Below are 15740 nucleotides of genomic sequence, written 5' to 3'. Positions count from 1 at the left end.
GGGTCAGGTCCGGGAGGGGGTGTCGGGGGCGTCGGCGGGGAGTTCGGCCGCGAGGAGTTCGGACGACTGGCGGGCCAGCGCCGCCACCACCCGGCCCGGCAGCCAGCCGGGCGTGAACAGGGCGCCGGCCGTGTCGAGGACCGTCCGGTGCGGGGTGGGCGGTGCGAGGGCCGTCGTCAGGTCGGCGGCGGTCGGGCGGTCCGCGGGGTCGCGCGCCAGGCAGGAGGAGGTCACGGGCCTGAGCCCGGCCGGGAGTTCGTCACGTTCGGGCACGGTGTGGCCGGTCGCGGCGTACGCGAGGACGGCGCCGAGGGCGTGGACGTCGCCCGGGGGGCGCGGGCGGCCGCCGGTCGCCTGCTCGGGTGCGAGGGAGCCCGGGTCCAGGCCCGGGAGGCCGGTGCGCCGCTCACCGTCGGCCGAGGCGGCCCGTACCGCGCCGAAGCAGGTCAGCCGGGGGCCGTCGGCGGTGAGCAGGACCGCGGCGGGGGAGACTCCGGCGTGCGTGAGGCCCTGGGCGTGTGCGGCGGCGAGCGCCTCGGCGAGGGCGCTGCCCACGGCCCGTACGGTCGCCTCGGGCAGCGGCCCGCCGTGGACGGCGAGGGCCACGGGGAGGGGGAGCGCAGGGAGGTAGGGGGTCGCGTACCAGGGGGTTTCGCCCGGGGCGGCCAGGTCCGTCACCGGCGCGATCCAGGCGCCGAGGAGGCGGCGGGCCGCGTCGGCCTCCGCGGCGAAGCGGGCCGGGTCGGCGCCGGGCAGCGGGGCGCTCAGGAGGACCGTGCGCTCGCCGTCACCCGTACGGGCGATGAAACGGCGGCAGGGGACGGCGGAGCCGGGCCGGTCGGGCCGGTCGGGCCGGTCGGGCGGATCGAGGCGGGTGATCAGCCGGTACGGGCCGATCCGGCGCGCGGATCCCTCCCTCGTGCGCGACTGTTCCACGTGTGCGTCCCCCCGTCGTTCCGGCACCCCGTGACGACGGAGGCGGGACGAGCCTATCGAGACGGGAGGAGAGGGCCCGTGCCAGGGACAGCGGCGGCCCGGTCCGGGCCGGGCGGTTGCGGTCTGGAACGTCCGGGCTGTCCGAGTTGCGAAGGCGAAGTACCCGCGGGTACGCCGTGATGATCTCGCACATGCCATATTTCCCGGGAGAGCAGAGCTCGAACGGGGGCGCGGAGGCTAGGATCGCGGTGCTTCCCCGGCCGTGGAACTTGCTGGGGCGAAGCCGGAATGATCACCGTCACGCGGTCACGGAAGCAGCGGGGGAGAGCATGTCGTTCGATCAGGAGTGGGCGTCCGTACGGACCGCGTCGACGGCCAACGTGGACATGAGGCTCAATCAGGTCGCCCCCGAACCCGGCGGTGGCGGCGGGGGCAACGCCGACCTGAGCGTCGACCAGGACAAGCTCGGCGCCATCGGCAGCGCCGCGTACGCCCTGCACGGCCGGCTGGTCAAGGACGGCAACCACGCCCGTACGAGCACGACGGAGGCGGGTGCGGGCCTGTCCAGCCACGGCTTCCTCACCGGAGCCGCGCTGACGACCGTCCAGGAGACGTGGAGCTCGCAGCTGAACACGCTGCTCGACGCCTGCGCCAACATCTCCAACCACCTGGACTACAGCGCGGCTTCGCACGCCGAGGAAGAGGCGGACATCGCGGCCGCCCTCTCGGCGTCCAGGATCAACGAGTACCTCAAGTAGGGCGGGGGACCTGCTGTGCTGACTTTCGACAACGTCTACCAGGCGCCGCTCGACAAGATGAAGGCCGCGGCCGACGACTGGGCCGCGATGAAGGGCAAGCTCGACACCCTCGCCCAGGACGCGCAGTCGACGATGGCCGCGAAGGCCAGGGACGACTACTGGCGCGGGGTGAACGCCGAGGTCACCAAGCCCTTCGTGGACAAGACGGCGAAGGAGTTCGGCGACGCCGCCAAGGAGGCCGACGGCATCCACAAGGTCCTGGAGGACGGCTACAACGCCTTCAAGAAGGCGAAGGACGAACTCAAGAAGATCGTCGAGACCGAGGCCCCCGCCAAGGGCTTCCGGGTGAAGTCCGACGGCACGGTCGAGGCCGTCGAGCCGCTGTCGCAGACCAAGGACCAGGGGATGCGGCACGACCCCGACTTCCAGGAGATGGTCCGCAAGGAGCGCGCCGACATCGAGGCGATGCAGCGGCGGATCGACGCGATCGTCGAGACCTGCGACGACGCCGACGTGTCCTGCTCCAACGCGCTCAAGGCCGACGTCACCGCGGACCGGCACAACTTCAGCGCCCCGAAGTACACCAGCCTCGACGCCGAGGAGGCGCAGCGCGCCGTCGACCTCGCCAAGAAGGGCCGGGACATCTCGCACGAGGAGCTGATGCGCCTCAACGAACTGCTGAAGGACAACAGCGGCTCCAAGGAGTTCTCCCGGACCTTCTACGACGGCATGGGCCCGAAGGGGGCGCTGGAGTTCTTCGGCCAGCTCTCCACGGACACGTACGACTACTCGAAGGTCGACAAGCAGCGCCTGGCCGACGTCCAGGAGCTCCAGAAGAACATGGGGCTCAACCTGGCGACGGCCACGCAGGGCGGCGACGCGTGGACCGACAAGTGGTCGGCGGACATGCGCAAGCTCGGCACGGAGCGCATCCCCCTCGCCAAGTACGACAACAACCCCGCCTTCGGCTACCAGTTGCTCGGCGGCATCATGCGCTACGGCGACTACGACAAGAAGTTCCTGGTCCCGATCGCGGAACACGTCACCCAGCTCCACGCGAAGGACCCGTACCTCTTCGCCAACAGCAAGCCGCTCGGCGGCGGCTGGCTCAAGAACCAGTACAACCCCTCGGGCGTCAACGGCTCCGGCTTCGACCCGATGATCTCGATGCTGGAGGCGCTGGGGCACAGCCCGGAGGCGGCGAAGGACTTCTTCTCGAAGGAGCCGACGTCGTACAACCAGGACGGCAGTCTTGGCGGGACGGTGGACCTGGACCCGAAGAAGGACGGGATCCAGAAGAGCTACCTGGACCACTTCCAGAACAAGGAGTACGAGTTCTTCCCCGACATCGAGGGGCACAACCCGGACGACTGGAAGAAGACCGCGGAGTACATGCCGGACGCCCTCGGCCACGCCCTGGAGGCGGCGACCACGGGCCACGGCTGGGACGACCCCAGCCCCCAGCTGCACCGCGACGAGAAGTCCGCCGAGATCATGAAGCAGGTGATCGACTCGTACGGGACGAACACCGAGCTCCGCGAACAGCACAAGCCGCTGATGGACAGCCTGGGGCGGATGGGCGCGGCGTACATCGACGACCTGAACTACTCCACGTACAACTTCGGCGATTCCGGAGACGCCCTCGGCCGGGACAAGCTCTTCGGCACGAGCAGCGACGGAAGCTCGCGCACGGACTTCGGCGAGGGCGCCAGCCTCCGGTTCATGAACGCCGTCGCGGGCGACGAGGACGGGTACAAGACGCTCTCCGCCGCGCAGCAGGTCTTCGAGGCCGGAGGCCTCAAGGCGCTGGAGGGGGACAAGGACTCCCAGCTCACCTTCCTCCACAACTCGACCAAGCTGCACGGCATCCTCGACGAGTCGCGGATCGACGCCATCTCCCTGGAGTTCAAGGACCAGGAGGAGGCCAAGAACCTGGAGATGGAGAAGCAGGCCGAGTGGCGGAAGTCCGCCGTCAGCGGCGGTGTCGCCGCAGTGGTGGGCGTCGGCTCCGCCGTGGTGCTCGGGCCCGCCGCGGGACTCGTGGCAACGACCGCGGTCCCGATCATCATGGATACCGTCGGTTCCGCGATCAGCACGGACTACGCCTCGGACACCCTGCAGTACCTCAAGGACAACGAGTACAAGAATGATGACGACGCGGACTCCGCCGTCGTGGAAGCCCGCCAGGCAGGCCAGCGCGCCGTGGTTGTGCCCGCCCTCAACGTCGCCGAGACGCAGGGGCTGACACAGGCCGAGCGGCAGGAACTGATCCGCGAGATCGAGGACTCGTACAACGCGGGCGCGAAGAGCGTCGGTGACCTTACCGCGAACAAGTGAGGCGGCGGGCAGTGAGCAAGACACGGAGGCTGTCGGGGATCGTCGCCGGCACCCTGACAGCGGCCCTGGTCCTGGGCGGGTGCTCCGACGACGGGGACGGCGGGCGGGAGGAGCGTACGGGGGCCGTGCCCCCGGCCGCTCTGAAGAACTGCGAGAAGGTGTTCGGGGAGCAGAACGTCGAGGCGCTCCGGGCCGACCTCGGGAAGGGTTTCCAGCCGCACGACCGCTCGCTCGCCGAGATGAAGGAGCGGATGCTCGCGGAGGCGCAGGACTGGGATCCCGACACGGACAGGCTCTCGCGCACGACCTTCCGGCCCTGCCAGATCGAGGGCCGGGTCGACGGGAAGGAAGCGTGGGTCATCGCCACGGTCGGCTGGTCGATGTACGACGTGGCCTTTGTGACCAAGGGGAAGCACGTGCGCGAGTTCCGCGAGGTGGCGAAGGGGGCCTATCTCGACCGCCGCGAGGAGATCGGCGGCGGCTCTCCCCTCGTCATGCCGTGCACGGTCCCCGGCACCCGGGCCGGGCAGGGCGAGGGGCTGCCGCTCCAGGTCTCCGTGTCCGACACGGGCCGCACGGCCCGGTCCGTGTCCGCGGACCAGCTGCTGAAGGCGCTCGTGGAAAGCACCCGGAAGCTGCTCGGGTGCGCCGAGAAGGTCACCCTGCCGGAGAAGTCGCTGCCCTGAGAACGCGGGGAGCGGCAGGAGGCGCTCAGTCCCCGGCCGTCTCCACGGCCGGGGGCAGCTGGGACAGGAGCAGCACCGTCGCCCGGGTGATCAGGGCCGCGAGGAGGATCGTCCCGAGGCCCTCGACGTGCAGGTGGCCGATCTTCGGGCCCAGCCAGGACAGCAGCCACCAGATCAGGGCGTCCTGGACGAAGCCGGCGAGGCCGAAGGCCAGGAGGGCGGGGAGCGGGACGCGGCCCGAGGGGCCGACGAAGATCAGCTGGGTGGCGATCGTCATGACGAGGGCCGCCATCAGGACGGCGAGGACCTTGTCCATGGTCTCCGTGCCGCCCAGGGTGATCCCGGGCAGCAGGCCGCAGGCGAGGCCCACGCCGACGAGGACGCCCAGTCGGCGCCTGCCTTGATCGTTCATGGCCGGACTGTCGCACACCGGGCGGCGCGCTGTGAAGATCCGTGAGCCCCGCGAAGGGGCCCGCTCCGAGACCGTGGCGGGAATTGAACCCGCGTAACTCGCTTTGCAGGCGAGCCCCTCAACCACTCGGGCACACGGTCGTGTTGTGCACGAGTACGACCGTAGGGCGGGGCCGGGAGGGGCTCAAGGGTTCCGGGGGGCGTGCCATGCGACTGCCACACCGCCGCAACATTCCGTTCGTGGTCGTACGTCCGAGGGCCGAGGAGGACCGGGACTTCTGACAGGAGCCATCCCGGCATTCGCCTCTTACCCTGGGGGAATGAGCGCCCTCGAACCCCGCGACGCCGACGTCGCCCCCACCCCCGCACCCCCTCCCGCGCACGGCGACGCCAAGGGCTCCGTCCTCGACCCGGACCACCGGGCGCTCAGCATCGGCATGGTCTCCGTCGTCCTGCTCATCGCCTTCGAGGCGACCGCCGTCGGCACCGCCATGCCCGTCGCCGCCCGCGAACTGCAGGGCATCCCGCTCTACGCCTTCGCCTTCTCCGCGTACTTCACCACCAGCCTCTTCGGCATGGTCCTGGCCGGCCAGTGGTCCGACCGGAGCGGCCCGCTCGCGTCCCTCACCACCGGCATCAGTGCCTTCGCCGCCGGACTGTTCCTCTCCGGGACCGCCGGCGCCATGTGGATGTTCATCCTCGGCCGTGCCGTGCAGGGCCTCGGCGGCGGCCTCGTCATCGTCGCCCTGTACGTGGTCGTGGGCCGGGCCTACGCCGAACACCTCAGGCCCGCGATCATGGCCGCCTTCGCCGCGAGCTGGGTCGTGCCCTCCATCGTCGGCCCCCTCGCCTCCGGGACGATCACCGAGCAGCTCGGCTGGCGCTGGGTCTTCGTCGGCATCCCCGTCCTCGTCGTCTTCCCGCTGGCCCTCGCCCTCCCGGCGATCCGCCGCACCGCCTCCGGCCCCGCCGACCCGGAGGCGCCCCCCGCCCCCTGGGACCGGCGCCGGATCGTGCTGGCCCTCGGCATCTCGGCGGGCGCGGCCCTCCTCCAGTACGCGGGCGAGGAACTGCGGCCGCTCGCCCTCCTGCCCGCCGCGGCCGGCCTCGCGCTGCTCGTGCCCGCCGTCCGCGGGCTGCTGCCGCGCGGCACCTGCCGGGCCGCCCGAGGCCTGCCCTCCGTCGTCCTGCTCCGCGGCATCGCCGCCGGGTCCTTCATCGCCGCGGAGTCCTTCATCCCCCTGATGCTGGTCTCCCAGCGCGGTCTCAGCCCTACCCTGGCCGGCTTCTCCCTCGCCCTCGGCGGCCTCACCTGGGCGCTCGGTTCCTGGATCCAGTCCCGGCCGTGGACGGAGCCGTACCGGGAGCGGTTCGTCGTCCTCGGCATGCTCCTCATCGCCCTCGCGATCGCCGGTGCGCCCGCCGTGCTGATCGCGTGGGTGCCGGCGTGGACGGTCGCGGTCGTCTGGGCCTTCGGCTGCTTCGGCATGGGCGCGGTGATCTCCTCGACCAGTGTGCTCCTGATGAAGCTCTCGGCCCCCGAGGAGGTCGGCGCCAACTCGGCCGCGCTCCAGATCTCCGACGGCCTCTCCAACGTCCTGCTCCTCGCGGCCGGCGGCGCGGCCTTCGCGGCGCTCGGCGGCGGCGCGGTGGGCCACGCGATGGACGCGGGCACGACCGGCGGCTCCCACCCGGCCGCCTTCGCGGCCGTCTTCCTGCCGGTGGCGGGGGTGGCGGCGGTCGGGGTGTGGGTGGCGACGCGGCTGCGAGAGCCGTCGGAAGGCCGATGACACCGTGTGGTACCGCGCGGTACCGTGAAGCATGGCCGGTCTGAATGTCAGGTTCACCGAGGAAGAGCTGGACGCGCTGCGCGAGCGGGCGGAGGCCGAGGGACGCAGCATGCAGTCCTTCGCCCACGACGCCGTGATCCGGGCCGTGAACGAGCACTCCCGCCTCTTCGACGAGGCGGCCGAGCACGTCCTCAAGGTCAGTGAGGAGCTGAACCGGAGGCTCGCGTGACGTACTACCTCGCCCTCCCCGAGCTGCTGAACCTCGCCGCCAGGCTGGGGGCGGACGAGGTACGGGACTACGGCCTGCTCGACTCGGCCCTGGCTCGCCCGCGGTCCAGCGTCTTCGGCCAGGACGCCTACCCCGACGTGTGGCAGAAGGCCGCCGCGCTCATGGAGTCACTGGCCCGCAACCACGGCCTGGTGGACGGCAACAAGCGCATCGCCTGGTACGCGACCTGGGTCTTCCTGCACCTGGACGGGCACCCGCTCGACGCGGACTTCGACGTCGACGAGGCCGAGGCGTTCGTCCTGGACGTCTGCCAAGGGGCCCTCGACGTTCCCGAGATCGCCGCGCAGCTCCCGAGGTTCGCGCGCTGAACCGGGGCCGGGGCGTGCGGCGGATGTGATGCTCGCCGCACCGGCCGAGGTCACGGCGTCGCCCGCTCCGTGTTCGATCGAGATCCCGGCCGGGCCGCCGGTAAGGTGGCCCGGTTGTCATATCTGGACGAGCGTCGAACCCGGAGATCGTGACTACCACCACCGCCACCTCCTCCCATCACCTCTCTCCCGCCTTCCCCGGCCGGGCCCCCTGGGGTACCGCCGGCAAGCTGCGTGCCTGGCAGCAGGGCGCGATGGAGAAGTACATCCAGGAGCAGCCCCGTGACTTCCTCGCGGTCGCCACGCCCGGCGCCGGCAAGACCACCTTCGCGCTGACCCTCGCCTCATGGCTGCTGCACCACCACGTCGTGCAGCAGGTCACCGTCGTCGCCCCCACCGAGCACCTGAAGAAGCAGTGGGCGGCCGCCGCGGCGCGGATAGGGATCAAGCTGGACCCGGAGTACAGTGCCGGCCCGCTCAGCAAGGAGTACGACGGCGTCGCCATCACCTACGCGGGCGTCGGCGTACGGCCCATGCTCCACCGCAACCGATCCGAACAGCGCAAGACCCTCGTCATCCTCGACGAGATCCACCACGCCGGAGACTCCAAGTCCTGGGGCGAGGCCTGCCTGGAGGCCTTCGAGCCCGCCACGCGCCGCCTCGCCCTCACCGGCACCCCCTTCCGCTCGGACACCAACCCGATCCCCTTCGTCACGTACGAGGAGGGGAACGACGGCATCCGGCGGTCGTCGGCCGACTACACCTACGGCTACGGCAACGCCCTCGGCGACGGGGTCGTCCGGCCGGTCATCTTCCTCTCCTACAGCGGCAACATGCGCTGGCGCACCAAGGCCGGCGACGAGATCGCCGCCCGCCTCGGCGAGCCGATGACCAAGGACGCCGTCTCGCAGGCCTGGCGCACCGCGCTCGACCCCAAGGGCGAGTGGATGCCGAACGTCCTGCGCGCCGCCGACCGGCGGCTGACCGAGGTCCGCAAGTCCATCCCGGACGCCGGCGGCCTCGTCATCGCCTCCGACCAGGACTCGGCCCGCGCGTACGCCAAGCTGATCCGTGAGATCACCGGCACCAAGGCCACCGTCGTCCTCTCCGACGACGCCGGAGCCTCGAACCGCATCGACGAGTTCAGCGAGAGCACCGACCGCTGGATGGTCGCGGTCAGGATGGTGTCGGAGGGCGTCGACGTCCCCCGCCTCTCCGTCGGCGTGTACGCCACCACCATCTCGACCCCCCTCTTCTTCGCCCAGGCCGTCGGCCGCTTCGTGCGATCCCGCAGGCGCGGCGAGACCGCGTCCGTGTTCCTTCCCACGATCCCCAGCCTCCTCGGTTTCGCCAACGAGATGGAGGTCGAGCGCGACCACGTCCTCGACAAGCCGAAGAAGGCCGGCGAGGACGAGGACCCGTACGCCGAGTCCGAGAAGGAGATGGCCGAGGCCGAGCGGCAGCAGGACGAGGACACCGGCGAGCAGGACATGCTGCCCTTCGAGGCGCTGGAGTCCGACGCCGTCTTCGACCGCGTGCTGTACAACAGCGCCGAGTTCGGCATGCAGGCCCACCCCGGCAGCGAGGAGGAGCAGGACTACCTCGGCATCCCCGGCCTCCTCGAACCCGACCAGGTGCAGCTGCTCCTCCAGAAGCGCCAGGCCCGGCAGATCGCGCACAGCCGGAAGAAGCCGGACACCGAGGCGGACCTCCTGGAGCTTCCGGCGGAACGGCGTCCCGTCGTTTCCCACAAGGAGCTCCTCGAACTGAGGAAACAGCTCAACACGATGGTGGGTGCGTACGTTCATCAGAGCGGCAAGCCCCACGGCGTGATCCACACCGAGCTGCGCCGGGTCTGCGGCGGGCCGCCGAGCGCGGAGGCGACGGCGGGGCAGATCCGGGAACGGATCAAGAAGGTCCAGGAGTGGGCCACCCGCATGCGCTGACCCCGGCCCCCAGGGGGTCCGATGGGTGACCGAGGCCCGTACGCCGCCGCGCGTACGGGCCTCGCGCGTCCCGTGAGGAACGGGAGCGGGCCCGGAGACCGGCCCCCACGGTCGGCCTCCCGCCACCTCCACGCTACGTGCACGACATAGCCGATCTTGTCCGCCAAAGTCCCTCGTACGACCGACGAAGGTCCCGAAACGTCTTCATCCGGTCGCCTGCGCCCGGATTCTGGACGAGGTCTTCCGCTCAGCGGAGCGCGCCGCTACTGTCCCGGCTCACAAGCATTCGCCCCGTGGCAGCGCCGCCGCGGAGCGCAGCCGGTGTACCCCTTCCTGCCGGCGGCCTCTGACGTGCGTCGCCGCGGGACCGGCGCCGTAACTCCGTGAGAGCCCGCCGCCACTCACCCTGAAGGAGAGGGCGTCGTGACCGCGGAGACCTCCCAGACGCTCGACCGGGGACTCAGAGTCCTCAAACTGCTCGCCGACACCGACCACGGCCTGACGGTCACCGAGTTGTCCAACAGACTCGGCGTCAACCGGACCGTGGTCTACCGGCTCCTCGCCACGCTCGAGCAGCACGCCCTCGTCCGCCGCGACCTCGGCGGACGCGCCCGCGTCGGCCTCGGCGTGCTGCGGCTCGGCCGCCAGGTCCACCCCCTGGTGCGCGAGGCCGCGCTGCCCGCGCTGCGCTCGCTCGCCGAGGACATAGGGGCGACCGCCCACCTGACCCTCGTCGACGGCGCGGAGGCGCTCGCCGTCGCCGTCGTCGAACCGACCTGGACCGACTACCACGTCGCCTACCGGGCCGGCTTCCGGCACCCGCTCGACCGGGGCGCCGCCGGCCGCGCGATCCTCGCCGCCCGCCAGGGCGGACTGACCGAACCCGGCTTCACCCTCACCCACGGCGAACTGGAGGCCGGCGCCAGCGGCGCGGCCGCGCCGCTGGTCGGCGTCACCGGCGTCGAGGGCAGCGTCGGCGTCGTCATGCTCGCGGACGCGGTGCCGGAGCGGGTGGGGCCGCGGGTGGTGGACGCGGCCCGAGAGGTCGCGGACGCGCTGCGCTAGAGCGCGGCAACGAACCCCGCACCCGGGCGACCCCGCCTCCGTACGGGCTGTGCCCCTCCGTACGGGCGACCCCCGCTTCCGTACGGGCTGCGCCCCTCCGTACGGGCGACCCCCGCTTCCGTACGCGCTGCGCCCGTCGGCGCGCCCCCGCTTCCGTACGGGTTGCGCCCGCCGGGCCGACGCCCTCGCCGGGCGGGCGTGTGCCTGCGGGGGCGGGCGTGTGCCTGCGGGGCGGTGCGCCCACGGCCCACCCGCCGTGCGGAGCCCGCGCCCTGCGGGGCGGTGCCCCTGCGTGTCTGGGCCCGCGCCCGGCTGGGCGTTGCCCCTCCCGCCCCCCCCGTGTGGGCAATCGTCCCGCTGGGCGGGACGGGTGGGCACACGGGACGGCGCGCCCAGCGGCGCCTCCGCGTTCCGGGCCTCGACCCGCACCCCGTGTGCGCCGTGCCCGTCGGTGCGGGTTCAGGCGCGGGAGCCTCGGGCGCCGGCAAGGGCGCCGTCCGTTGTGCCCACCCTCCCCCGAGCTCTCGGCTTCGCTCGAGCAGGGGGGACCCCCCTCGCCCCAGCGGAACGACTGCCCACAACGGGGGTGGGCGCCGCCCCGGCGGGCGCAGCCCACAGCGGGGGCGCGAGGGCGGGCAACCGGCCCGGCGGGGCGTCGGCTTGCCGCGGGGCCGGTGGAGGGGCGGGCGGTGGGGGTCACCGCTTCAGGAGTTCGCCCAGCGGTGTCGGTGCGTGATGGACCGACCTGCCCGTGCGGGTCGTCGTGAGCAGCCCCGCCCCCCGCAGCGCCGCCGCGTGCGCCGAGGCCGTCGCGTTGCTGACGCCGAGGCACCGGGCCAGTTCCGTGGTCGTGCGGGGTTGCGTCAGGACCCGCAGGAGTTCGGCGCGGGTCCGGCCCAACACTCCGGCGAGTCCCTCCTCGGCCCCGGAGGGGGCGAGTGGCAGGCCCCCGCCCGCCGGGTAGGCCAGGACCACCGGGCGGTCCGGGAGGTCCTGGACGAGCGGGCCGCCCCGCCAGTGGAAGGTCGGCAGGAGGACGAGGCCGCGCCCGGCGAGCCGCACCTCGCGCGACGCGGCACCCGGCCACGACCAGACGCCGTCGGAAAGTCCCGGCGCCAGCGCCGTCAGCGCCGCCCCCAGCCCCTGCTCGGCGACCGTCAGCGCGTGCCGGGTGAACTCCGCCCGGTGCAGGTCCTGGACCAGCGGCCACACGGGCGCCAGAACCGTCTCGTACGCCGCCCGCTGCGCCCGTTCCAGCACCTGCCACGCCCTCTCCTCCCCGTCGTGCAGGCCCCGGATCCACGGCGGCGGGGCGGCGCGCCGCCCCGCGTACACCCGTTCCAGTTCGGACCGTACGAATTCCGGCCGGGCCGCCTCCCGGATCAGCGCGAGGCCTTCCTCCCGCGTCTCGCCCAGGACGTCGAGGAAGTACGGCGCCACCCCGCCCGGCACCAGGTCCGCGAGCGGTTCGGCCGCGCGCGGCAGGGCGCGCAGCAGCCTGCCCCGCCAGCGTCCGAAGAGCAGCTCCTCGTGCGGGGCGCCGAGCATCATCAGCGCGGCGTGCAGCTCGGGCACGGGGGACGGGCGGGGCGCGAACCGCACCCGGGTGAAGTCCTCCGCCGTGAAGTGGATGCGCAACAAGCTTCCCCCCGGTTCGCCAGCCTTTCGGGCCAGGCCTCAACCTTCGCGCCGTGCCCCGCCCCGCCCCAGGATGCCGTGCATGACCGAACACCCCGCACCCAGCCGCCGTACCGTCGCCAGGAGCGCCCTCCTCGGGGCCGCCGCCGTCCTGCTCGGCTCCTCCGTCGCACGGGCGGCGGAGGGGACCGTCGCCCTCGGGCTGCCCGCCCCGACCGGCCCCCACCGCGTCGGACTCCGCACCTTCGCCCTGACGGACACCTCCCGCGACGACCCGTGGCAGCCCGGCGCCCGGGAGGTGATGATCAGCGTCCTCTACCCGGCCCGTACCGTCCGCGGCTTCCCGCGCGCCCCGCAGCTCACCCCCGCCGAGGCCCGGGAGTTCGCCGGCCTGGCGCCCCTGGTGCACCCCGGCCTGCCCGCCGCCGGCGTCGACTGGGGCGCGGTCCTCACCCACGGCCACGTGAACGCGCCCCCGCTCCCCGGGCGCCGCCCGGTGCTGCTGTACACCCCGGGCGGCGGCGACTCCCGCACCCTCGGCACGACCCTCGCCGAGGACCTCGCGAGCCACGGCCGGGTCGTGGTCCTCGTCGACCACCCGGGCGACGCCAGCCAGGTGGAGCTGCCGAGCGGGATCCGCTGGACGGTCCTCCGGGGCGATCCGGACCCGGCGACCTTCCGCACCATGATCGACACCCGGGTCGGGGACCTCCGCTTCGTCCTCGACCGGCTCGGGGACCTGCCCCTCGCCCCCCTCATGGACCTGGACCGGATCGGCGTGTACGGGCACTCGGCGGGCGGCACCGCCGCCGTCCACCTCCTGGCCTCCGACGACCGGGTCGCCGCCGGCGTCGACCTGGAGGGCTACCTGGACCTGGACCCGGACCTCGTGGCCGGCCTCGACCGGCCGTTGCTGATGTTCCGTACGGACGGATTCGAGTGGGCCGACCGTCTCGTACGTTCCTGGGAAGGGGTTCCGGCCCGACGCGTCCTGCTGACCGGTGCCAACCACTGGATCTTCAGCGACTACGCGCACCTCGTCCCGCAGCTCCAGGCCGCCGGACTCGTCACCGCCGGCGCCAGGGCCGCGCTCGTCGGGGCGGGGGACACGGCGGCGGCGACGGCCCTCGTACGGCGCGGTGTGCGGGCCTTCTTCGACCACCGGCTCCGGGCGTCCGCGCCCCCGGCCCGGCCCCGGCGCGCGCCCCAGTAGATTGGGGGCGTGCTCTCCAGCCTCTCCCGTCCCCGTGCCCTCGCGGTCTGCGCCCTGCCCGTCGCCGCCCTCTTCGCCGTCGTCGGGCTCGCGCCGCTGCCGTACGCGATCGCGCAGCCCGGTACGACCGCCGACGTGCTCGGCGAGGACCAGGGACGGGAGGTCATCACCATCACCGGCGCTCCCGTCCGGCCCACCGAGGGGCAGCTGCGGATGACGACGATCATCGCGACCGGGCCGTCCACCGACGTGGACCTCGGCGACGTGGCCGACGCCTGGTTCCGCACCGACCGGGCCGTCCTGCCGCACGACTCGGTCTACCCCTCGGGGAAGTCCGACGCCGAGATCGAGAAGCACAACCTCGGGCAGATGAAGGAGTCGCAGGACGCCGCCACCCTCGCCGCGCTCGGGTACCTGAAGAAGGATCCCGAGAAGGTGAAGGTGACCCTGCACCTCGCGGACATCGGCGGGCCCAGCGCCGGGCTGCTCTTCTCCCTCGGCATCGTCGACAAGCTCGACGGCGACGGGGCCGGGGGCGACCTCACCGGCGGCCGGATCGTCGCCGGTACGGGGACGATCGAGCCGGACGGCGCGGTCGGCGCGGTCGGCGGAGTCTCCCTGAAGACGCAGGCAGCCGCCCGGGACGGGGCCACCGTCTTCCTCGTCCCGAAGAACGAGTGCTCGGACGCCCTGGCCGAGCGGCCGAAGGGCCTGCGGCTGGTGCCCGTCACCGAGCTCAGCGACGCGGTGGCGTCCCTGCGGGCCCTGCGGCAGGGGCAGGAATCGAAGGTTCCGTCCTGCTGACGCCCCCGGCCGCCGCGTCGGCGGGACCGGTGGATCCGGTGGATCCGGTCTTCGGCAGGGCGTCCATGCCGCGCCAGGCCGGGAAGACCATCGGCGAGAGCGTCGTGAGGAAGTAGAGCGTCCCGATCCCGAGCAGCGTCGCCGTCAGGCCGACCCGCTCGACCAGGAGACCCGCCACGAGTCCGCCCAACGGAGTCGTGAGCAGCACTCCCGCCGTGCTCGCGCCCATGACCCGGCTGCGCAGCTCGTCCGGCACCTGCTCGTAGGCGACGGTGGTCAGGATCGGATTGAGGACCCCGACCCCGAGACCCGAAGCGGCGAGCGTCACCAGGAGCGGCGCGGTGGTGTCGGTGAGGGCGGCCACCACGTACGGCGGGGCGCCGCCCATCAGGAAGCCCGCCGTGAACACCACCCGGCGCGGGAAGCGCTCCCCGACCGCCCCGTAGAGCAGGGCGCCCGCCAGGGCGCAGCCGGCGAAGACCGAGACGAGCAGGCCCTGTGCGGCGGGGCCGCCGAGATGCTCCCGGGCGTGGACCGGCAGCAGCACCGAACTCCAGCTCTGGCTGAGGCCGTTGGTCACCATCACCATGACCATGATCCCGAGCATCAGCCGGGCGCGGAACAGGAAGGAGTACCCCTCGCGCAGATCGGCGCGGTAGCGGGCGGCGGAGAGGCGGGGCCCCTCGCGCAGCGGCTCCGCCGACGGCACCCCGCGCAGGGTCGCCGTGACGAGCAGCGCGGAGACGGCGAAGGTGGCCGCGTCGACGTACAGCACGGTGCCGGGGCCCAGGAACGCGACGAGCAGTCCGGCGATGGCGGCGCCCGTCATCCGGGCCCCGCGCGCCACCGCGTCGTACAGGCTGGCGGCCCGGGTGAGCGAGGTCCCCGCGCGCCCGGCCAGGTCGGGGACGAGCACGTGCCGGGCCATCTCGCCGGGCGCGTGGAACAGGCCCGTGACCGCCATCAGTGCGCAGAGCATCCAGAACCGGAGGAGACCGGTCTGGTGCAGGAGCGGAATCCCGGTGAGCGCGAAGCCGCAGACCAGGTCCGACGTGATGCTGACCCGTCGGCGCCCGAGGCGGTCGATGACCGGGCCGCCGGCGACGGCGGCGAGCACGACGGGGACGGCCGCGAAGAAGGCGACCAGTCCGGCCTTGCCGGGGCTTCCCGTGGTCTCGAGCGCGAACCACGGGACGCCGATGAGCGTGAGTGAATTGCCGGTGACCGATACGGCGTTGGCGGCCAGGACGCCGGCCAGTGGAGTGCGGTCGTTCCGTTGCGTCGTCACTTCGTGTCCCCCCGGATCCCCCCCGACTCGGTCACGCGGCCAGGACGGCCGGGCGGTGGGCGGGCGTGATCAGGCGCAGACCCAGCTCGACGAGCCTCCAGCCCAGTCGGGAGCGGAGGGCGGGGAGGCGGGCGGGCGCCTGCGGCCGCACGGCGGCGGCCTTGCGTCGGAGCTCCTGGGCGGTCAGCGCGTGCAGATGGAGGTGGATGTCGGCATGCATGACGCGGGGTCCTTCCGTGGGTGCGGGCGATGACGGGGCGAGGCGGTGCGG

General features: G+C 72.9%; 15 protein-coding genes and 1 tRNA gene. 10 read left to right on the top strand and 6 right to left on the bottom strand.

The features are described from left to right. Window positions 1-3: 3 nt before the first annotated feature. On the bottom strand, window positions 4-936 hold the full coding sequence (locus IE180_RS30775; protein ID WP_190160237.1) for a protein kinase family protein: 933 nt from the start codon (window positions 934-936) through the stop codon (window positions 4-6). 329 nt (window positions 937-1265) lie between these two features. On the opposite strand from IE180_RS30775, the gene IE180_RS30770 reads away from it, so the two are divergent. Genes IE180_RS30770 through IE180_RS30760 form a run of 3 tightly spaced genes read left to right on the top strand, consistent with a single transcriptional unit; the run spans window position 1266 to window position 4717 of the window. Beyond that, a complete protein-coding gene (locus IE180_RS30770; protein ID WP_190160236.1) occupies window positions 1266-1694 on the top strand; it encodes a hypothetical protein in 429 nt (142 codons plus the stop codon). A gap of 15 nt (window positions 1695-1709) precedes the next feature. Further along, window positions 1710-4031, top strand: a complete 2322-nt coding sequence (locus IE180_RS30765) for a DUF6571 family protein (RefSeq protein WP_190160235.1) — start codon at window positions 1710-1712, stop codon at window positions 4029-4031. A gap of 11 nt (window positions 4032-4042) precedes the next feature. Continuing rightward, window positions 4043-4717: a hypothetical protein gene (locus tag IE180_RS30760; RefSeq protein WP_229861059.1), complete on the top strand. Its 675-nt coding sequence runs from the start codon at window positions 4043-4045 to the stop codon at window positions 4715-4717. Window positions 4718-4742: 25 nt separating this feature from the next. Here IE180_RS30760 and IE180_RS30755 read toward each other — a convergent pair whose 3' ends face one another. Next, a complete protein-coding gene (locus IE180_RS30755) occupies window positions 4743-5129 on the bottom strand; it encodes a phage holin family protein (RefSeq protein WP_190160233.1) in 387 nt (128 codons plus the stop codon). A 68-nt stretch (window positions 5130-5197) separates the two neighbouring features. Next, window positions 5198-5269 (bottom strand) — tRNA-Cys (locus IE180_RS30750). Window positions 5270-5448: 179 nt separating this feature from the next. On the opposite strand from IE180_RS30750, the gene IE180_RS30745 reads away from it, so the two are divergent. From IE180_RS30745 to IE180_RS30725, 5 genes are all read left to right on the top strand, one after another. Further along, window positions 5449-6918 carry an MFS transporter gene (locus IE180_RS30745; protein WP_190160232.1) on the top strand — a complete coding sequence of 490 codons (1470 nt, stop codon included), beginning with the start codon at window positions 5449-5451 and terminating at the stop codon, window positions 6916-6918. A 31-nt stretch (window positions 6919-6949) separates the two neighbouring features. Beyond that, window positions 6950-7147, top strand: a complete 198-nt coding sequence (locus IE180_RS30740; protein WP_109186064.1) for an Arc family DNA-binding protein — start codon at window positions 6950-6952, stop codon at window positions 7145-7147. Continuing rightward, on the top strand, window positions 7144-7515 hold the full coding sequence (locus IE180_RS30735; RefSeq protein ID WP_190160231.1) for a type II toxin-antitoxin system death-on-curing family toxin: 372 nt from the start codon (window positions 7144-7146) through the stop codon (window positions 7513-7515). The genes IE180_RS30740 and IE180_RS30735 overlap by 4 nt, the downstream gene beginning before the upstream one ends. A 149-nt stretch (window positions 7516-7664) precedes the next feature. Next, on the top strand, window positions 7665-9461 hold the full coding sequence (locus IE180_RS30730; protein WP_030692023.1) for a DEAD/DEAH box helicase: 1797 nt from the start codon (window positions 7665-7667) through the stop codon (window positions 9459-9461). A gap of 423 nt (window positions 9462-9884) precedes the next feature. Further along, entirely contained in the window at window positions 9885-10526 is a 642-nt protein-coding gene (locus IE180_RS30725) for an IclR family transcriptional regulator (protein WP_190160230.1), read from the top strand. 696 nt (window positions 10527-11222) lie between these two features. Here IE180_RS30725 and IE180_RS30720 read toward each other — a convergent pair. Next, on the bottom strand, window positions 11223-12164 hold the full coding sequence (locus IE180_RS30720) for a helix-turn-helix domain-containing protein (RefSeq protein WP_373302835.1): 942 nt from the start codon (window positions 12162-12164) through the stop codon (window positions 11223-11225). An 82-nt stretch (window positions 12165-12246) separates the two neighbouring features. Between IE180_RS30720 and IE180_RS30715 the strand changes: the two genes are divergently transcribed. Together IE180_RS30715 and IE180_RS30710 are read left to right on the top strand one after the other, a co-directional pair. Beyond that, the gene (locus tag IE180_RS30715; protein ID WP_190160228.1) at window positions 12247-13377 is read left to right on the top strand and encodes an alpha/beta hydrolase family protein; all 1131 of its coding nucleotides are present in this window, start codon (window positions 12247-12249) and stop codon (window positions 13375-13377) included. A 9-nt stretch (window positions 13378-13386) separates the two neighbouring features. After that, window positions 13387-14181: a S16 family serine protease gene (locus IE180_RS30710; protein ID WP_190160227.1), complete on the top strand. Its 795-nt coding sequence runs from the start codon at window positions 13387-13389 to the stop codon at window positions 14179-14181. Here the strand turns inward: IE180_RS30710 and IE180_RS30705 are convergent. Together IE180_RS30705 and IE180_RS30700 are read right to left on the bottom strand one after the other, a co-directional pair. Continuing rightward, on the bottom strand, window positions 14114-15469 hold the full coding sequence (locus tag IE180_RS30705; protein ID WP_190160226.1) for an MFS transporter: 1356 nt from the start codon (window positions 15467-15469) through the stop codon (window positions 14114-14116). The two genes, IE180_RS30710 and IE180_RS30705, sit on opposite strands and share 68 nt — an antisense overlap. Window positions 15470-15500: 31 nt before the next feature. After that, window positions 15501-15689, bottom strand: coding sequence for a hypothetical protein (locus IE180_RS30700; RefSeq protein WP_190160225.1), 189 nt, complete (start codon window positions 15687-15689; stop codon window positions 15501-15503). Window positions 15690-15740: the final 51 nt, after the last annotated feature.

Source organism: Streptomyces litmocidini (assembly GCF_014649755.1).
GTDB lineage: Bacteria > Actinomycetota > Actinomycetes > Streptomycetales > Streptomycetaceae > Streptomyces > Streptomyces litmocidini.
Note: the sequence above shows the minus strand (reverse complement) of the source record. Positions and strands in the feature narration are given on the sequence as shown.

Coding starts and splice junctions, on each gene's coding strand:
- IE180_RS30715 (WP_190160228.1), top strand. CDS start 12,247: ATGACCGAACACCCCGCACCCAGCCGCCGTACCGTCGCCAGGAGCGCC.
- IE180_RS30745 (WP_190160232.1), top strand. CDS start 5,449: ATGAGCGCCCTCGAACCCCGCGACGCCGACGTCGCCCCCACCCCCGCA.
- IE180_RS30755 (WP_190160233.1), bottom strand. CDS start 5,129: ATGAACGATCAAGGCAGGCGCCGACTGGGCGTCCTCGTCGGCGTGGGC.
- IE180_RS30740 (WP_109186064.1), top strand. CDS start 6,950: ATGGCCGGTCTGAATGTCAGGTTCACCGAGGAAGAGCTGGACGCGCTG.
- IE180_RS30700 (WP_190160225.1), bottom strand. CDS start 15,689: ATGCATGCCGACATCCACCTCCATCTGCACGCGCTGACCGCCCAGGAG.
- IE180_RS30770 (WP_190160236.1), top strand. CDS start 1,266: ATGTCGTTCGATCAGGAGTGGGCGTCCGTACGGACCGCGTCGACGGCC.